The organism is Streptomyces sp. NRRL S-646, from assembly GCF_000720765.1.
GTDB lineage: Bacteria > Actinomycetota > Actinomycetes > Streptomycetales > Streptomycetaceae > Streptomyces.
The window spans coordinates 88,887-106,010 of sequence record NZ_JODC01000012.1; the positions used below are offsets into that span (position 1 = coordinate 88,887).

Here is a 17,124-nt window from a genome sequence, read left to right on the forward strand (position 1 = left end):
CCCTGCCGACACCCACTAATGTGCCGGACCCGTGTTAAGCGTGTGCTGCGTGGACGTGACACGCTCGTACCACTTCGAGGAAGTCCACCACTTCGGTAGGCAAACGGAAGTTCGCCTCCGGCACCCCCGGTTCACCGGACGTTTGCCGCTACTTCCCGCCCTTGGCGAGGAAGGCCAGCAGGTCCTGCCGGCTGACCACACCGGTCGGCTTGCCCTCGACCAGGACGATCGCCGCGTCCGCGGCACCGAGCACGGACATCAGGTCGCCGACCGGTTCGCCGGAGCCGACCTGGGGCAGCGGGGCGGACATGTGCTTCTCCAGCGGGTCGTCGAGCGAGGCCCGCTTGGTGAACAGGGCGTCGAGCAGCTCGCGCTCCACGACCGAGCCCACGACCTCGGCGGCCATGACGTCGGGGTGACCGGCGCCGGGCTTCACGATCGGCATCTGCGAGACGCCGTACTCGCGCAGCACCTCGATGGCCTCGCCGACGGTCTCGTCCGGGTGCATGTGGACGAGGGACGGGATCGCGCCGTGCTCCTTGTCGCTCAGGACGTCGCCGACGCGCGCGCTCGGGCCCTCGTCCTCGAGGAAGCCGTAGTCGGCCATCCACTCGTCGTTGAAGATCTTGCTGAGGTACCCGCGCCCGCTGTCCGGCAGGAGCACCACCACGACGCCGTTCTCGTCCAGCCGCTCGGCGACCCGCAGGGCCGCCACGACCGCCATGCCGCAGGAGCCGCCGACGAGCAGCCCCTCCTCCTTGGCGAGCCGGCGGGTCATCTGGAAGGAGTCCTTGTCCGAGACGGCGACGATCTCGTCGGCGACGGTCCGGTCGTAGGCGGTGGGCCAGAAGTCCTCGCCCACGCCCTCGACGAGATACGGCCGCCCTGAACCACCGGAGTACACGGAGCCCTCGGGGTCGGCGCCCACGACCTGGACGCCGCCGTCGCTCACGTCCTTGAGGTACCGCCCGGTACCGGAGATGGTGCCGCCGGTCCCCACACCCGCCACGAAGTGGGTGATCTTCCCCTCGGTCTGCTCCCACAGCTCAGGGCCGGTGGAGTGGTAGTGGGAGAGGGGGTTGTTGGGGTTGGAGTACTGGTCGGGCTTCCACGCTCCCGGGGTCTCACGCACGAGCCGGTCGGAGACGTTGTAGTACGAGTCCGGGTGCTCGGGATCGACGGCCGTCGGGCAGACGACGACCTCCGCGCCGTACGCCCGCAGCACATTGATCTTGTCCGTGCTCACCTTGTCGGGGCACACGAAGATGCACTTGTACCCCTTCTGCTGCGCCACGATGGCCAGGCCGACGCCGGTGTTCCCGCTGGTCGGCTCCACGATCGTCCCGCCGGGCTTGAGCGCGCCGCTCTCCTCCGCCGCCTCGATCATGCGCAGGGCGATGCGGTCCTTCACGGAGCCGCCGGGGTTGAAGTACTCGACCTTGGCCAGGACGGTCGCCCGGATGCCCTTGGTCACGTTGTTGAGCCTCACCAGCGGGGTGTTGCCGACGAGACTGATCATCGAGTCGTGGAAATGCACCGTTGTCTCCGGATGCTTGCAAAGAAGTGATCGTGATGGTGCAGCCAGCCTACGGCTCGGGAGGGCCGTTCACTTGTCGTTGAGATTGGCGAACGGTCGGTACGGGGCAAGGAGTGGATGTACGGCTTCGAGGAGGTGGCGGCGACGTATGACGAGCATGTCGAGGGCGAGGGTGGCCCGGCGGATCGCGGCCGGCGCGGCATACGGCGGTGGCGGGATCGGACTGGCCGGCGCGGCCGCCGTCGGTCTGCTGCTGGCGGAGGTCCGGATGGCCAGGCGCCATGTGGGCAACGGCTCCGGCGGCCGGGTCCCCGTGGCGGACGGCCTCTACGGCACCACGTACGCCACCCCCGACGAACCGCCCCTGCGCCTGACGATGCTCGGTGACTCCACGGCGGCGGGGCAGGGCGTGCACCGGGCGAGCCAGACCCCGGGCGCGCTCCTGGCCTCCGGGCTGTCCGCGGTGGCGGAACGCCCGGTGGAACTCCACAACGTGGCCCTCCCGGGGGCCACGTCGGACGACCTGGACCGCCAGGTGGCCCTGGTCCTGGCGAACCCCGCCCTGGTGCCGGACATCTGCGTGATCATGATCGGCGCCAACGACGTCACCCACCGCATGCCGCCGACCCGCTCGGTCCGCCACCTCTCGTCGACGGTACGGCGGCTGCGGACGGCCGGGGCGGAGGTGGTGGTCGGCACCTGCCCCGACCTGGGCACGGTGGAACGGGTCCAGCAACCGCTGCGCTGGCTGGCCCGCCGGGCCTCCCGCCAGCTGGCCGCGGCCCAGACGATCGGCACGGTGGAACAGGGCGGCCGCACGGTGTCGCTGGGCGACCTGCTCGGCCCCGAATTCGAGGCGAACCCCCGCGAGCTCTTCGGCCCCGACAACTACCACCCCTCAGCCGAGGGGTACGCCACGGCGGCAATGGCAGTACTGCCGACGGTCTGCGCGGCCCTGGAACTCTGGCCGGCCGAGGAGGAACGCCCCGACGTCACCCGCCGCGAAGGCTTCCTGCCGGTGGCCAAGGCAGCCGCAGAGGCCGCCTCGGAGGCAGGCACAGAGGTCACAGCGGCCATGCCCACAGGCCCCCGGGCCCCCTGGGCCCTCCTCAAACGAAGGCGCAGGCACCGGGTACCGGAACCGGAACGGGCCCCGGTACAACAGCCCTCGCAGTGATCCCGCCCCCGCCGCCCCTACCCGTCCCGTCCCGTCCCGGGGGCCAGCCCCCGGACCCCCGCTCCTCAAACGCCGGAGGGGCTGATTTTGATCTTTTCAGCCCGTCCGGCGTTTGAGGACGAGGCCGTTCAGGCCGAAAGCGGGGGTCTGGGGGCGGCAGCCCCCAGGTACGGGACGGGTAGGGGCGGCGGGGGCGAAAAAAGCAAGCGCTTAGAAAATTGCGGTCAGGGTCACACCCCGACACGGGTGACCCCGACGGTACGTACGGGTAACTTCCCAACCAGCCCTGCCAGGAAGAACACCCCCGTACGCCAATGGAGCCGTGATGCCCGAAGCCGTGATCGTCTCGACCGCCCGCTCCCCCATCGGCCGCGCCTTCAAGGGCTCCCTCAAAGACCTGCGCCCCGACGACCTCACCGCCACCATCATCCAGGCGGCCCTGGCCAAGGTCCCCGAGCTGGACCCCCGCGACATCGACGACCTCCACCTCGGCTGCGGCCTCCCCGGCGGCGAGCAGGGCAACAACCTCGGCCGCATCGTCGCCGTACAGATGGGAATGGACCACCTCCCGGGCTGCACCGTCACCCGCTACTGCTCCTCCTCCCTCCAGACGAGCCGCATGGCCCTGCACGCCATCAAGGCCGGCGAGGGCGACGTCTTCATCTCGGCGGGCGTCGAGATGGTCTCCCGCTACGTCAAGGGCAACTCGGACAGCCTCCCGGACACGCACAACCCCCTCTTCGCCGAGGCCGAGGCCCGCACCGAGGCCGTCGCCCAGCAGGAGGGCACCACCTGGCACGACCCGCGCGAGGACGGCCTCGTCCCCGACCCCTACATCGCCATGGGCCAGACCGCCGAGAACCTGGCCCGCGTCAAGGGCGTGACCCGCCAGGACATGGACGAGTTCGGCGTCCGCTCGCAGAACCTCGCCGAGGAAGCCATCAAGAACGGCTTCTGGGAGCGCGAGATCACCCCGGTCACCCTCCCCGACGGCACCGTCATCTCCAAGGACGACGGCCCCCGCCCGGGCGTGACCATGGAGGGCGTCCAGGGCCTCAAGCCGGTCTTCCGCCCGGACGGCCTGGTCACCGCCGCCAACTGCTGCCCCCTCAACGACGGCGCCGCCGCGGTCGTCATCATGTCCGACACCAAGGCCCGCGAGCTGGGCCTGACCCCGCTCGCCCGCATCGTGTCGACCGGCGTCTCCGGCCTGTCTCCCGAGATCATGGGCCTCGGCCCGGTCGAGGCCAGCAACCAGGCCCTGCGCCGCGCCGGCCTCACCATCGACGACATCGACCTGGTCGAGATCAACGAGGCGTTCGCCGCCCAGGTGATCCCCTCCTACCGCGACCTCGGCATCGACCTCGACAAGCTGAACGTCAACGGCGGCGCCATCGCCGTCGGCCACCCCTTCGGCATGACCGGCGCCCGCATCACCGGCACCCTCATCAACTCCCTCCAGTTCCACGACAAGCAGTTCGGTCTGGAGACGATGTGCGTCGGCGGCGGCCAGGGCATGGCGATGGTCATCGAGCGCCTCAGCTGAACCTCTGACCCCTCCAACCTCAACCTCTCGGTAGTCAACAAGGCACCCACCGTGAGCCGATGGCCCGGAGTCCGGGAAACCCCGGCCCTCCGGGCCATTTTGTGATCCAATCTCCCCCAGGATGTGACCTATCTCCCTTAGAAGGGGGATTTACGCAGGTCAAGGCCGCTGCGCCGCTAAACCCCGGACCCAAAGTCCTGCCCGTTTCGTGACGTTACGCACTGACAGCTGGTTAGTCCGCCCTTCAAGCTGATGTAGGAAGTCGGGGGTCGACTTTGAACCGGGAGTACGTCAGTGAGCGCCATGCCGATCACCTTGCTGGTCATCACGGCCGCCACGGGCGCCGTGGGTGTCGCCGTCCTGCGGACGCTCATGGTGTTGCGCCGTGAGGTCGCGGCACTGCACACCCAGCTCGCCGAGCACCGCACCACGCGCGGTCTCGTGCCTGCCGCCCGCCCCTCCTCGGAGGCCGACGACATACGCGCCGCGGTGGCCGAGGCGCTCGCCGAGGAGCGTGAGCGCGAACTGGCCGAGGCACGCGCCTTCTGGGCCGCCCAGGAGGCCCGTGACGCCTCCGACGCGCCCTCGCTGCTGGGCCTGGCGGACAGCGAGCTGTTCCTGCCCCGGCAGGCCGATTTCATGGGTCTGGAGCCGGTGAGCGAGCCGACCGCGGACGCCGACGATTTCGCGGGGGACTCCCCCGAACTGGCCGCGGCCCGCCGCCGCCACCCCTCCCACCCGGACTTCGTCCCGGTCCAGTCACCGGTCGTGAACGACCATGAGCGCACGGTGGCCACCCTCGAGGAACTCGCCGCCTCCCGTGTGGAACTGGCCGACGTCCGCCCGGGCCCCCTGGGCACCCTCGACGTCTACGTCTTCGCCGACGGCACCACCCTCTGCATGACCCCGGGCCACCGCGAAACGGCAGAACGCCTCGCCGCGGCCCTGCGGGCGGGCGAAACCCCGGTCCTGCTGGGCGGTTCGGGCATCTCGGGCGCGTACACGCTGACGTTCGAGTGCGGCGAGGAGAATGTCTACATCCTGGCGGACAGGGTCATAGCGTCCCTCTAGGGGTCACACCCCGGCGCGTTTCTGCGCCTCCTCCACCAACCGCACAGCTTCTTCCACCTGGCCCTCGTCACTGAGCACGAGGGCCAAGTCATGCACGGCGACGGTGATTTGGTCCGCGGCGGCGAACATCCCGGCGTCCGGCATCTCCCGGGGCTCCGTGCCGGGTTCCTCCACGGCCTGGGCCCGCCGGGCCATCTCCCGAGCCAGCGCCAGCGCTTCCGCGGCAGCGCCCCGCTGCAGCCGACTCTGAGGTGCGGCCCTCAGACGGTCGGCAAAGTGATCAACGGCACGAGTCAAAGGCGTCGTATCAACCACGGAGTGGAGCGTACGCGTCGCATCCCGACTGTTGCCAACGGGCGAACGCTCAGGCACGGTGACCTGAAGGACCGGCTTACATCCCCTTTGCGTCCGGAGGCGCCGATGTCCCAAGTCTTCTCCGAGGAGACCCATCGCAACCTGCTCGCCCGCATCCCCCACTGCACCGGCCGTGAAGTCTCCGACTGGCTTCGCGCCGTCGAAGATGGCCCGGCTCTCTTCAACTTCGAGGAGAAGGTCAGCTGGCTCCGCCACGAGCACAATCTGGCGTACGGCCATGCCAAGGCGATTGTTCATGAGTACGACCTGAGGAGGGCCGCGCGCAAATTCCTCTAGGCGCGCACTGTCTGGACGACGGCGAAGGGCCCCAGGTAGCCACGCGGCGGTAGCCGCAAATGTGACGCCGGGGCCCTTCTCATGTCAGCCGAACCAGCCGTACGGCTAGTCGTTGCTGTTGAGGATCGCGATGATCCGCAGGAACTCCATGTAGATCCACACCAGCGTGAGCGTCAGACCGAAGGCCGCCAGCCACGCCTCGTTCTTCGGCGCGCCGTAGGCGATGCCGTCCTCGACCTGCTTGAAGTCCAGGGCGAGGAAGCAGGCGCCGAGGATGACACCGATGACGCCGAAGAAGATGCCGAGACCGCCGCTGCGGAAGCCGAGGCCGTCACCGCCGCCGAAGACGGCGAACAGCATGTTCACCATCATCAGCAGCACGAAGCCGAGCGCGGCCGCCATCACGAAGCCGTAGAAGCGGCGGTTGACGCGGATCCAGCCGGCCTTGTAGGCGACCAGCACCGCGGCGAAGACCGCCATCGTGCCGATCACGGCCTGCATGGCCGCGCCGCTCGCGATGCGGTTGTCGACGATGCTGGAGACGACGCCGAGGAAGACGCCCTCGAACGCCGCGTACGACAGGATCAGGGCCGGCGAGGCCGTGCGCTTGAAGGACTGGACGAACGCCAGGACCATGCCGATCAGCGCGGCGCCGATGCCGATGCCGTAGGACCGGCCGATGTGGGCGTCGTCGACCGGCAGCAGCGCCCAGGCGAGCGCGGCCGTCACGATCAGCGTGCCGAGCGTGGTCGCCGTGCGCAGCACGACGTCGTCCATCGTCATCCGGCCGGTGGTGGCCGGCGCCTGCGGCGGGGCGCCCTGCTGCAGGTCCTGCTGGGCGTAGGGGTTCTGCGCGTACGGGTTGCCGGTCGGCTGGGCGTACGGGTTGCCCTGCGTGGCGACGGCGGGTCCCCCGGCCTGCGGCGCGGCGTTGAAGCCCGCGTAGCCGTTGTCGCGGCTGAACCCCCGTCGCGAGAAGACCGGGTTTCTGCTCCTCATTGCACTCCTCCATGGCCGCCGTGCGCGGCCTTGAGCATCAAGGGTAATGGGTAGGCAAAGGATTGACCCTAGTGCTTGGGGAGGATCTTTCCCTCGTCGTGGTGCGCAACACGCTACGCGGATCCGTGATTCCCCTCACCGCGGGGCCCCATTCATGACCAAGCTGCGACATGGCCGGAACCCGCCGGAGATCAGCTCCTTACGCCATCCGTACGCCGGCCGTCCGTACGTCAGTGGAGCGGGAAGCCCGTGTACCCCTCGGCGAGGTCGGTCTCGGCCGCCCGCGAGGAGGCGATGCGTTCCAGCCGGGCGAGCTGCAGCCGGTCCTCGAAGGGCATGGCGTCGGGGGTACGGTGCAGCAGGGTCGTCATGTCGTACGAGAACCGCTCGGCCTGCCAGACCCGGCGCAGACAGGTCTCGGAGTAGGCGTCGAGCAGCTCCGCCGAACCGGTGTCCTTCTGGTGCGTCAGTGCCCGCGCGAACGTCACGACGTCCCCCACGGCCAGGTTCAGCCCCTTCGCCCCGGTCGGCGGCACGATGTGCGCCGCGTCCCCGGCGAGGAAGAGCCGGCCGTACCGCATCGGCTCATGGACGTACGACCGCATCGGAGTCACCGACTTCTGGGTGATCGGCCCGCGCTCCAGCCGCCACCCGTCCTCGGTCTCGAAGCGGCGCTCCAGCTCGGCCCAGATCTCCTCGTCGCTCCAGCTCTCGGCGTCCGTGCCCTCGGGCACCTGGAGGTAGAGGCGGGAGACGGACGGGGAGCGCATGGACAGGAGGGCGAAGCCGCGGTCGTGGCGGGCGTAGACGAGCTCGTCGTGCGAGGGCGGCACGTCGGCGAGGATGCCGAGCCAGCCGAAGGGGTACGTCCGCTCGAAGACACGGGAGAGCGAGGCGGGGACCGCCTGCCGGGCCACGCCCCAGAAGCCGTCGCAGCCGACGACGTAGTCGCACTCCAGGACGGACTCACGGCCCTCGTGCCGGAACCGGACGCGCGGCCTGTCGCCGTCCGCGTCCTCGACGGCCAGTGCCTCCGCCTCGAACAGCAGCGGGCCGCCCTCCTTGAGCTGCAGGGCGATGAGGTCCTTGCACACCTCGGTCTGGGCGTACACCATCACGGACCGGCCGCCGGTGAGGGCGGGGAAGTCGACCCTGTGGCGCTTCTTCGCGTACCGCAGCTCGATGCCGTCGTGACGCAGCCCCTCGCGGTCCATGCGCTCGGCGGCGCCGGCCGCGCGCAGCACGTCCACCGTGCCCTGCTCCAGGATCCCGGCGCGCTGGCGCTGCTCGACGTAGGCGCGGTCGCGGCTCTCGAGCACGACCGAGTCGATGCCGGCGTTGTGGAGCAGCCGGGCGAGGAGGAGGCCGGCGGGGCCGGCTCCGATGATGCCGACGGTGGTGCGCATCCCTGCATCCTTTGGTCGTCGCGGCGTTGCGGTGACGTCAAGCAAGTTCGTACAGTGAAATTTACTTCACCAATTTTCTGACGTGAGTTTCCGTCCACTCACGCCCGATGTCAACGGGTCGCGCGGTGAAGTCTTCAATGCAGGATGCAGGGATCGCCACGGATCGACGACATGGTGGTGCCCGGAGCCGGACTTGAACCGGCACGCCCGCGTAGGGGCAGCGAGGTTTAAGCTCGCCGTGTCTGCATTCCACCATCCGGGCAGGCCATGGGCTCCGCGTCGAGGTTCCGAGCCTATCGGGATACATCCCCCGAACAGCGGAACGGGGGACCGATGTTGTCTTATTTTATTGACGTCTGAGGGTGCATCAGCCCATGGAACGGGCCATCCGCACTTGCCAATAGCCTTACGTGCGACGGTCGGCGGTGCATGCGGAATGACGGAATTTCACCGCCCGAACGAGGGTGCTCCACCGGTTCTCGACGCAAGCGCTTGCCGGGGCCGTCGGCGCACGGGCGTCAGGGGTCCCCGTCATCCCCAGGTATGACACGGCGGACCCGGGTCCCTCCGAAGTCGCCCCCGGGAACCGGAACAGCGGCTGACTACACGGCAGACTCCGGCCACCACGATGGGACACGTCCCCTTCAAGACGTCGTCCCGCGAGGAGTTCCTTTCCGTGACCACCACACCCGTCGCCGACCGGTCCACCAGCACCGTGGCCGCACGAGCCACGGATCTCTCGAAGATCTACGGACAGGGCGAGACCCAGGTGGTCGCCCTCGACCGGGTCTCCGTCGACTTCCGGCAGGCCGAGTTCACCGCGATCATGGGCCCCTCCGGCTCGGGCAAGTCCACCCTCATGCACTGCGTGGCCGGTCTCGACACCTTCTCCTCCGGCTCCGTGCGCATCGGCGACACCGAGCTGGGCTCGCTCAAGGACAAGCAGCTCACCAAGTTGCGCCGGGACAAGATCGGCTTCATCTTCCAGGCGTTCAACCTGCTGCCGACGCTGACGGCCCTGGAGAACATCACCCTCCCGATGGACATCGCGGGCCGCAAGCCCGACAAGCAGTGGCTGGAGAGGGTCATCGCGATGGTGGGGCTGCGGGACCGTCTCGGTCACCGCCCGGCCCAGCTCTCCGGCGGCCAGCAGCAGCGCGTCGCCGTGGCCCGCGCGCTCGCCTCCCGGCCCGACATCATCTTCGGCGACGAGCCGACCGGAAACCTCGACTCCCGCTCCGGCGCCGAGGTACTGGGCTTCCTGCGCAACTCCGTACGGGAGTTGGGACAGACGGTGGTCATGGTGACCCACGACCCGGTGGCGGCTGCGTACGCGGACCGGGTGGTCTTCCTGGCGGACGGTCGGATCGTCGACCACATGTACGGCCCGACGGCGGAGTCGGTCCTGGACTTCATGAAGCAGTTCGACGCGAAGGGCCGTACCAGCTGATGTTCCGCACCGCCCTGCGCAACGTATTCGCGCACAAGGCCAGGCTGCTGATGACCGTGCTCGCCGTGATGCTCGGCGTCGCGTTCGTGTCGGGAACCCTGGTCTTCACCAGCACCATCTCGGATGCCTACCAGAACAGTTCGGCCAAGGGCTTCGACCGGGTCGACGTGGCCGTGTCCGCCAAGTCCCAGGAGGACGAGGGCAACACGATCAGCAGGACGCCCGAGCTGACCCAGGCCATGCTCGACAAGAGCACGAAGGTACCGGGGGCCGCGTCCGCGGTCGGCGTCGTGAGCGGCTTCACCGCCATCGCCGACAAGGACGGCAAGCTCATCGGCGGCGGCTTCCAGTCCCAGGGCGGCAACTACTGGGGGGACAAGGACGCCCGGTACCCGCTGAAATCCGGTAGTGCGCCGCACGGCGCGAACCAGGTCGCCATCGACGCGAAGACGGCCGAGCGCGCCGGGTACAAGGTCGGCGACAAGGTCCGCCTCTCTGTGAACGGCCCGGTCCTGACCCCGACCATCAGCGGCATCTTCACCACCGACGACGGCAACGTCGCCGCGGGCGGCAGCCTCGCCCTCTACGACACGGCCACCGCACAGAAGCTGTTCGGCAAGCCCGGCACGTACGACGAGATCGATGTGAAGGCCGCCTCCGGCACCTCCCAGACCGCGCTGAAGGCCGGACTGGACAACGCCCTCGGGACGAAGCTCGTCGAGACCACGACCGGCAAGAAGCTCGCGGACGACCAGGCCGAGCAGATCTCCGCGTCGATGAGCGGGCTGAAGCAGGGCCTGCTGGTGTTCGCGGGTATCGCGCTGTTCGTCGGCACGTTCATCATCGCCAACACCTTCACCATGCTGGTCGCCCAGCGCACCAAGGAACTGGCCCTGCTGCGGGCCGTCGGAGCCTCCCGCCGCCAGGTCACCCGGTCCGTGCTGATCGAGGCCTTCGTGGTCGGCGTGGTCGCCGGCGTGACCGGACTGGTCGCGGGCATCGGCATCGGCGCCGGACTGCGCTCCCTGATGAACACGCTGGGCGCCACGGTCCCGGACGGGCCGCTGGTGATCTCGCCCGGCACGGTCGCGACCGCCCTCGCGGTCGGCGTCGTCATCACCATGCTGGCCGCCTGGCTGCCCGGCCGCCGGGCGGCGAAGATCCCGCCGGTCGCCGCGATGAGCAGCGTGCACGCGAAGGCGACCACCAAGTCGCTGGTGCTGCGCAACACGCTGGGCGCGCTGTTCAGCGCCGCGGGCGTCGCGACCGTCCTGGCGGCCACCACGATGGACGGCTCGGACGGCCAGGCCCCGATGGGTCTCGGCGCGGTCCTGCTCATCATCGGCGTCTTCATCCTCACGCCGTTGCTGTCCCGCCCGCTGATCGCTGCCGCGGCACCGGTCCTCAGGATCTTCGGCGTCTCGGGCAAGCTCGCCCGCCAGAACTCGGTGCGCAACCCGCGCCGCACGGCCGCCACCGCCTCCGCGCTGATGATCGGGCTCACCCTCATCACCGGCATGACGGTGATGGCGGGCAGCCTGCAGAAGTCGATCGACAAGATGGCCTCGTCCGCCATCAAGGCCGACTACGTCGTCTCCATGGCCAACGGCAACGAGCTCTCCCCGGACGTCGACAACAAGCTGGACACCACCGACGGAGTGACCGCCACCAGCCCCCTGCGCAACGTCTATTCGCGCATCGACGGCACGGGCGAGTCCCTGACCGGCGTGAACGGCTCGGCGATCGCCGACCTGACCGACCTCAAGGTCGCGGGCGGCACCTTCAAGGTGGGCGGCACGCAGGTCGTCGTCGACAAGGACACCGCCAAGTCCCATGGCTGGAAGGCGGGTTCGGCCTTCACCGCGCACTACGAGGACGGCAAGTCCTCCCGTCTGACGGTCTCCGGCGTCTACGAGGGCAACGACCTGATCCGGGGCATCCTGCTCGACAAGAACGTCGTCACCCCGCACATGACCGACCCCGGCGACATGCGGGTCCTGGTCAGGACCGCCGACGGCGCCTCCGACGCGACCAAGGACAAGCTGGAGAAGGCCCTCGGCACCAACCCGGCCATCAAGGTCCAGAGCAAGCAGGACCTGTCCGACGACATCGCGAAGATGTTCACCCTGATGCTGAACATGCTCTACGGCCTGCTCGCCATGGCGGTGATCGTCGCCGTCCTCGGTGTCATCAACACCCTGGCCATGTCGGTCTTCGAGCGCTCGCAGGAGATCGGCATGCTCCGCGCGATCGGCCTGGACCGCAAGGGCATCAAGCGGATGGTCCGTCTGGAGTCGCTCGTCATCTCGCTCTTCGGCGGGGTGCTCGGCATCGGCCTGGGCGTGTTCTTCGGCTGGGCGGCCGGGGAGCTCCTCGGCACGAAGATGGCGACGTACGAGCTGGTCCTGCCCTGGGCGCGGATGGCCGTCTTCCTCCTGCTGGCGGCGACGGTCGGCGTCCTGGCGGCCCTGTGGCCGGCCCGCCGGGCGGCGCGGCTGAACATGCTGACGGCGATCAAGTCCGAGTAGCCGTACCCGAGTCGGGGCCCCGTTCGCTCGCCGGACGGGGCCCCTTCGTACGTACGGGACTCACGCCCCCCAGGTGCGGGCGCGCAGCGGCATCCCGGAGTCGCCGCCCTCCGGTGTTCGCACGGCCAGCACCTGGTTGACGCCGATGCGGTTGCGCTCGAAGGCGAGGGCGCAGGCGGCCATGTACAGCCGCCAGACGCGGGCGCGGCCGGGCCCGGCCAGCCGCATCGCCCGGGCCCAGTCGGCCTCCAGGTTGGCCACCCAGCGGCGCAGGGTGAGCCCGTAGTGCTCGCGGATCGCCTCCACGTCGCGCACCTCGAACCCGGCGCGCTCCAGCTGCCCGACGGTGGAGCCGAGGGGGGCGAGTTCGCCGTCGGGGAAGACATAGGCGTCGATGAACTCGTCGACCCTGTACGAGGATTCGTCGCGCTGCGGCCGCCGCGCGATCTGGTGGTTGAGCAGCCGCCCGCCGGGCTTCAGGAGGCGGTACAGGTCCTCGGCGTACTCCAAGTACCTTTCGGCGCCCACGTGTTCGGCCATGCCGACGGAGGCGATGGCGTCGTACGGCCCGTCGGGGACGTCGCGGTAGTCCTGCACCCGGATCTCGACCCGGTCGGTCAGCCCCTCGCCCGCGACGCGCTTGCGGGCGTACGCGGCCTGCTCCTGCGACAGCGTGACGCCGACGACGCGCACCCCGTACTCGCGGGCGGCGTGGATGGCCAGCGAGCCCCAGCCGCAGCCCACGTCGAGCAGCCGCTGACCGGCTGTCAGATCGAGCTTGCGGCAGATGAGTTCGAGCTTGTCGCGCTGCGCGTCCTCGAGGGTGGCGTCGGGACTGGGCCAGTAGGCGCACGAGTAGACCATCGACGGGCCGAGGACGATCTCGTAGAAGTCGTTGCCGACGTCGTAGTGGTGGCTGATGGCGCGCCGGTCGCTGCGCTTGGTGTGCAGATGGGCGCGGGTCCTGCGGACCTCCTCGCGGGGCGGGGCGGGCGGCAGCGGGAGCCCGGCGACCTTCACCAGGCCGCGGGCGGCGGCGCGCACCTCGGGGTCGCGCACCATCTGCAGCAGGCTCCTGGCGTCCTCCCCACGCTCCCACACAAGCTCCGACATCAGGTCGAGGGCGGCGTAGAGATCCCCCTCGATGTCCAGGTCCCCGGCGACCCAGGCGCGTGCGAGCCCCAGCTCCCCCGGCTTGAACAGCAGCCGCCGTACCGCCCGCCGATTCCGCACGACCAGCGCCGGTGCGCCCGGCGGGCCTGCCTGCGAACCGTCCCAGGCGCGGATGCGCACCGGGAGCGGGATCCCCAGCAACTGTTCGACGAGGCTCTTCAGCCGCAGTGCGGCTTCGGCCATGGCGCACACCTCCGTGACAGCGCTCCCGGAAAGTCCAACACCACGTATAAACAAAATGGGGTCCCTGCGCAGTCCCCCATGCGCGTTACATATTCAGCCCGTCCGGCGTATGAGGACGAGGCCGTTCAGGCCGAAGGAGGGTCTGGGGGCGCAGCCCCCGGGAACGCCGAAGGACCTCCCGCACCACGGATGGCGGGAGGTCCTTCGGATGGTTCAGCGACCGCAGCCGGTCAGGAGGCCTTGGCCTCGGTCTTCTCCTTGGGCGCGGCAGCGACCGGGGCCGGCTTGGCGGCCTCGTAGAACTCCTCGCGAGGATGCTCCATCGCACCGAGGGAGACGACCTCGCGCTTGAGGAACATGCCGAGGGTCCAGTCGGCGAAGACGCGGACCTTGCGGTTCCAGGTCGGCATGGCCAGACCGTGGTAGCCGCGATGCATGTACCAGGCGAGACGGCCCTTGAGCTTGATCTTCATCTTGCCCATGACGATCATCGCGACGCCCTTGTGCAGGCCGAGACCCGCAACCGCGCCCTTGTTGCCGTGGCTGTAGTCCTTCTGCGGGAAGCCCCGCATACCGGAGATCACGTTGTCGCCGAGCACCTTGGCCTGACGCAGCGCGTGCTGTGCGTTCGGCGGGCACCAGGCGTTCTCGTTGCCCGCCTTGCGGCCGACGAGGTCCGGGACCTGGGCGTTGTCGCCGGCGGCCCAGATGTAGTCGGTGCCCTGGACCTGGAGGGTCGGGGCGCAGTCGACGTGACCGCGGGGGCCGAGCGGCAGGCCGTAGCGGGACAGGACCGGGTTCGGCTTGACGCCGGCGGTCCAGACGATCGTGTTGGAGTCGACCTCGAGGCCGTTCTTCAGCACGACGTGCCCGTCGACGCAGGAGTCCATGGAGGTGGAGAGGTAGATCTCCACACCGCGGCTCTCCAGGTGCTCCTTGCCGTAGGTGCCCAGCTTGGGGCCGACCTCGGGAAGGATCTTGTCGGCGGCGTCGACGAGGATGAAGCGCATGTCCTCACGGGACACGTTCTTGTAGTACTTGGCCGCGTCGCGGGCCAGGTCCTCGACCTCACCGATGGTCTCGGCACCGGCGAAGCCGCCGCCGACGAAGACGAAGGTGAGCGCCTTGCGGCGGATCTCCTCGTCGTTCGTGGAGTCGGCCTTGTCCAGCTGCTCGAGGACGTGGTTGCGCAGGCCGATGGCCTCCTCGATGCCCTTCATGCCGATGCCCTGCTCGGCGAGACCGGGGATCGGGAAGGTGCGGGAGACCGCGCCGAGCGCGATCACCAGGTAGTCGAAGGGCAGCTCGTAGGCCTCGCCGACCAGCGGCGAGACCGTGGCGACCTTGCGGTCCTGGTCGATGGTGGTGACCCGGCCGGTGAGAACCTCCGCCTTCGGCAGCACGCGTCGCAGCGGGACGACGACGTGGCGCGGGGAGATGTTGCCGGCGGCGGCTTCGGGGAGGAAGGGCTGGTAGGTCATGTACGACCGGGGGTCGACGACCGTGACGGTCGCCTCGCCGTAGCGCATCTTCTTGAGGATGCGCCGAGCTGCGTACAGGCCTACGTACCCACCGCCTACTACGAGGATCCTGGGACGCTCCGTGGTGCTCATGCCATCGAGTATCCACCTGCCCCAGGGGGGTCGCTCGTGCGCCCCTTCACAAGCTCTTGCAGGGGGTGTGTTATCCTCCGCGACTCGCTGTCGCGGGGCAGGTCACGGCGAGGACCGCGCGGGGCGGTACGTCCCGTTGTCAATGCCGCGTGAGCTGCCCCTCCGCGTCACCGGAGGTGTCGTGAGCCCTCCGCAACGCCCCTCCGTCGGCGCCCTCCAGAGAAGCTTCCCATACCCCTTCTGAACACGTTCAAGGGCCTGTTGGGCCCCCGGGAGGCCCAACCGGACCCTTTTCGTGCTTCCACAGGGCGGAATTCCTTGTGAAGAACTTCACGAACTTTCCTGGCGGCGTGTCGCCGAGAGGCCCCGAAAGGCCCCTCGGGCACGCTCATACGCTATCCGACCTGCTCGTCCGAGAGCTACCGATCGGTAACAATCGAGACCTACGCCACGGCCCGGCGAGCGGGGACGAAAAGCCGCCTCCATGACTTCTCCAACAAAGACCACAAGTCGTTCACACCGCTATAAGCTCCCGCTGCCAAGCACCACAAGGGGGAGGAACTCCTATGCGCGCACGTCTTGCTGCCTCGGCGATCACCGTCGCCCTCGCCGGCGTCCTCATCAGCGCACCGACGGCTTCCGCGGCGACTCTGCCGTCCACCAACACGTCCCACCACTGCGTCCACCACACCACCGGCGTGTGCGGCTGGACGCACCACCAGAGGCCGAAGGACAAGTACGAGACAGCGAAGTGCAAGGACGCCGCCCTGTCCTACTCGCGGCACTCGCAGGGCACCTGTTCGCACCACCACGGCGTCCGGTACTGGTTCAAGTAGGCCGCGGCCGGATCGTCAGACGCCTTCCGCCACCTTGAAGGCGATCCCGTCGAGGATGTCGTGCTCGCTGACCACGACTTCCTCGGCGTCGATCCGCTCCATGATCGACAGCAGTACGAGGGCCCCCGCGGCGATGACGTCGACGCGTCCCGGGTGCATGGAGGGGACGGCCGCGCGCTCGGCGTGGGTGGAGTGCAGCAGCCACTCGGTGATCTCGCGGACCTTGTCGAGGGAGATCCGGGAGTGGTGGATGCGCTCGGAGTCGTACTCGGGCAGCTCCTGCGCGATCGACGACACGGTCGTCACGGACCCGGCGAGCCCGACCAGCGTGCGCGCCTCGCGCAGCGGGACCGTCTCCTCGGCGAGGTCGAGAGCCCGCTCGATGTCGGCCCGCATGGCCGCGATCTGCTCCTCGGCGGGCGGGTCCGTCACGGCGCCGTCCCGAACAAGGTGCCGCTCGGTCATCCGCACGCACCCGACATCGACGGAGCGCGCCGCGCGCACCTGGTCGTCGCCCACGACGAACTCGGTCGAGCCGCCGCCGATGTCCACGACGAGGTACGGCTTGGCCAGGTCGTCACGGCCCGTCAGCTCCTTTGTCGCCCCCGTGAAGGAGAACTCGGCCTCCTGCTCGCCGGAGATGACCTCGGGCTCGACACCCAGGATGTCCACGACGCCCCGTACGAAGTCGTCGCGGTTCGAGGCGTCCCGGGAGGCCGACGTGGCCACGAACCGCACCTTCTCGGCGCCCAGTTCACGGATCACCTCCGCGTACTCCCGGCACGCCGCGAACGTCCGCTCCAGCGCCTCGGGGGCCAGCCGGCCGGTCCGGTCCACGTCCTGCCCGAGCCGCACGATCGTCATGCGCCGGTCGAGCTCCAGCAGTTCACCGGTGGTCGGATTGACGTCCGCAACAAGCAGCCGGATGGAGTTCGTACCGCAGTCGACGGCGGC

14 protein-coding genes and 1 tRNA gene are annotated in these 17,124 nt (G+C 69.3%); 7 read left to right on the forward strand and 8 right to left on the reverse strand.

What is annotated here, in order from left to right; genetic code table 11:
* Nucleotides 1-148: 148 nt before the first annotated feature.
* Nucleotides 149-1,537, reverse strand: a complete 1,389-nt coding sequence (locus IH68_RS0131530) for a cystathionine beta-synthase (RefSeq protein WP_030941780.1) — start codon at nucleotides 1,535-1,537, stop codon at nucleotides 149-151.
* Nucleotides 1,538-1,685: 148 nt separating this feature from the next.
* Here IH68_RS0131530 and IH68_RS0131535 point away from each other — a divergent pair, with 148 nt between their 5' ends.
* From IH68_RS0131535 to IH68_RS0131545, 3 genes are all read left to right on the forward strand, one after another.
* Entirely contained in the window at nucleotides 1,686-2,714 is a 1,029-nt protein-coding gene (locus tag IH68_RS0131535; protein WP_030941782.1) for an SGNH/GDSL hydrolase family protein, read from the forward strand.
* Between the two features lie 325 nt (nucleotides 2,715-3,039).
* Nucleotides 3,040-4,260, forward strand: a complete 1,221-nt coding sequence (locus tag IH68_RS0131540; RefSeq protein WP_030941784.1) for an acetyl-CoA C-acetyltransferase — start codon at nucleotides 3,040-3,042, stop codon at nucleotides 4,258-4,260.
* Between the two features lie 294 nt (nucleotides 4,261-4,554).
* Nucleotides 4,555-5,331, forward strand: coding sequence for a hypothetical protein (locus IH68_RS0131545; RefSeq protein WP_037885573.1), 777 nt, complete (start codon nucleotides 4,555-4,557; stop codon nucleotides 5,329-5,331).
* A gap of 3 nt (nucleotides 5,332-5,334) precedes the next feature.
* On the opposite strand, the gene IH68_RS0131550 is transcribed toward IH68_RS0131545, so the two are convergent.
* The gene (locus IH68_RS0131550; protein ID WP_037885575.1) at nucleotides 5,335-5,646 is read right to left on the reverse strand and encodes a hypothetical protein; all 312 of its coding nucleotides are present in this window, start codon (nucleotides 5,644-5,646) and stop codon (nucleotides 5,335-5,337) included.
* A gap of 105 nt (nucleotides 5,647-5,751) precedes the next feature.
* On the opposite strand from IH68_RS0131550, the gene IH68_RS0131555 reads away from it, so the two are divergent.
* Complete coding sequence (locus IH68_RS0131555; protein ID WP_030941790.1) at nucleotides 5,752-5,982, forward strand: DUF4287 domain-containing protein; 231 nt, start codon at nucleotides 5,752-5,754, stop codon at nucleotides 5,980-5,982.
* Between the two features lie 105 nt (nucleotides 5,983-6,087).
* On the opposite strand, the gene IH68_RS0131560 is transcribed toward IH68_RS0131555, so the two are convergent.
* The 3 genes from IH68_RS0131560 to IH68_RS0131570 all read right to left on the reverse strand — a co-directional run bounded on the left by IH68_RS0131560 (nucleotide 6,088) and on the right by IH68_RS0131570 (nucleotide 8,649).
* Nucleotides 6,088-6,981, reverse strand: a complete 894-nt coding sequence (locus IH68_RS0131560; protein WP_030941792.1) for a Bax inhibitor-1/YccA family membrane protein — start codon at nucleotides 6,979-6,981, stop codon at nucleotides 6,088-6,090.
* A gap of 230 nt (nucleotides 6,982-7,211) precedes the next feature.
* Complete coding sequence (locus IH68_RS0131565; RefSeq protein ID WP_030941794.1) at nucleotides 7,212-8,387, reverse strand: 4-hydroxybenzoate 3-monooxygenase; 1,176 nt, start codon at nucleotides 8,385-8,387, stop codon at nucleotides 7,212-7,214.
* Between the two features lie 175 nt (nucleotides 8,388-8,562).
* A tRNA-Leu gene (locus tag IH68_RS0131570) sits at nucleotides 8,563-8,649 on the reverse strand.
* Between the two features lie 414 nt (nucleotides 8,650-9,063).
* On the opposite strand from IH68_RS0131570, the gene IH68_RS0131575 reads away from it, so the two are divergent.
* Nucleotides 9,064-9,837, forward strand: coding sequence for an ABC transporter ATP-binding protein (locus IH68_RS0131575; RefSeq protein ID WP_030941796.1), 774 nt, complete (start codon nucleotides 9,064-9,066; stop codon nucleotides 9,835-9,837).
* The gene (locus IH68_RS0131580) at nucleotides 9,837-12,365 is read left to right on the forward strand and encodes an ABC transporter permease (RefSeq protein WP_030941798.1); all 2,529 of its coding nucleotides are present in this window, start codon (nucleotides 9,837-9,839) and stop codon (nucleotides 12,363-12,365) included. Before IH68_RS0131575 ends, IH68_RS0131580 begins: the two co-directional genes overlap by 1 nt.
* A gap of 60 nt (nucleotides 12,366-12,425) precedes the next feature.
* On the opposite strand, the gene IH68_RS0131585 is transcribed toward IH68_RS0131580, so the two are convergent.
* Both IH68_RS0131585 and IH68_RS0131590 read right to left on the reverse strand, forming a co-directional pair.
* Nucleotides 12,426-13,721, reverse strand: a complete 1,296-nt coding sequence (locus IH68_RS0131585) for an SAM-dependent methyltransferase (protein ID WP_030941800.1) — start codon at nucleotides 13,719-13,721, stop codon at nucleotides 12,426-12,428.
* Between the two features lie 230 nt (nucleotides 13,722-13,951).
* Nucleotides 13,952-15,334 (reverse strand): NAD(P)/FAD-dependent oxidoreductase, encoded by a 1,383-nt coding sequence (locus tag IH68_RS0131590; protein ID WP_030941802.1) that lies wholly within the window; start codon nucleotides 15,332-15,334, stop codon nucleotides 13,952-13,954.
* 566 nt (nucleotides 15,335-15,900) lie between these two features.
* Here IH68_RS0131590 and IH68_RS0131595 point away from each other — a divergent pair.
* Nucleotides 15,901-16,170 (forward strand): DUF3761 domain-containing protein, encoded by a 270-nt coding sequence (locus tag IH68_RS0131595; RefSeq protein ID WP_030941804.1) that lies wholly within the window; start codon nucleotides 15,901-15,903, stop codon nucleotides 16,168-16,170.
* Nucleotides 16,171-16,185: 15 nt separating this feature from the next.
* Here the strand turns inward: IH68_RS0131595 and IH68_RS58395 are convergent, their stop codons facing one another.
* Nucleotides 16,186-17,097: a Ppx/GppA phosphatase family protein gene (locus IH68_RS58395; protein WP_051833841.1), complete on the reverse strand. Its 912-nt coding sequence runs from the start codon at nucleotides 17,095-17,097 to the stop codon at nucleotides 16,186-16,188.
* Between the last annotated feature and the right edge of the window lie 27 nt (nucleotides 17,098-17,124).

Coding starts and splice junctions, on each gene's coding strand:
- IH68_RS0131565 (WP_030941794.1), bottom strand. CDS start 8,387: ATGCGCACCACCGTCGGCATCATCGGAGCCGGCCCCGCCGGCCTCCTC.
- IH68_RS0131585 (WP_030941800.1), bottom strand. CDS start 13,721: ATGGCCGAAGCCGCACTGCGGCTGAAGAGCCTCGTCGAACAGTTGCTG.
- IH68_RS0131560 (WP_030941792.1), bottom strand. CDS start 6,981: ATGAGGAGCAGAAACCCGGTCTTCTCGCGACGGGGGTTCAGCCGCGAC.
- IH68_RS0131535 (WP_030941782.1), top strand. CDS start 1,686: ATGACGAGCATGTCGAGGGCGAGGGTGGCCCGGCGGATCGCGGCCGGC.
- IH68_RS0131555 (WP_030941790.1), top strand. CDS start 5,752: ATGTCCCAAGTCTTCTCCGAGGAGACCCATCGCAACCTGCTCGCCCGC.
- IH68_RS0131540 (WP_030941784.1), top strand. CDS start 3,040: ATGCCCGAAGCCGTGATCGTCTCGACCGCCCGCTCCCCCATCGGCCGC.
- IH68_RS0131580 (WP_030941798.1), top strand. CDS start 9,837: ATGTTCCGCACCGCCCTGCGCAACGTATTCGCGCACAAGGCCAGGCTG.
- IH68_RS0131595 (WP_030941804.1), top strand. CDS start 15,901: ATGCGCGCACGTCTTGCTGCCTCGGCGATCACCGTCGCCCTCGCCGGC.
- IH68_RS0131590 (WP_030941802.1), bottom strand. CDS start 15,334: ATGAGCACCACGGAGCGTCCCAGGATCCTCGTAGTAGGCGGTGGGTAC.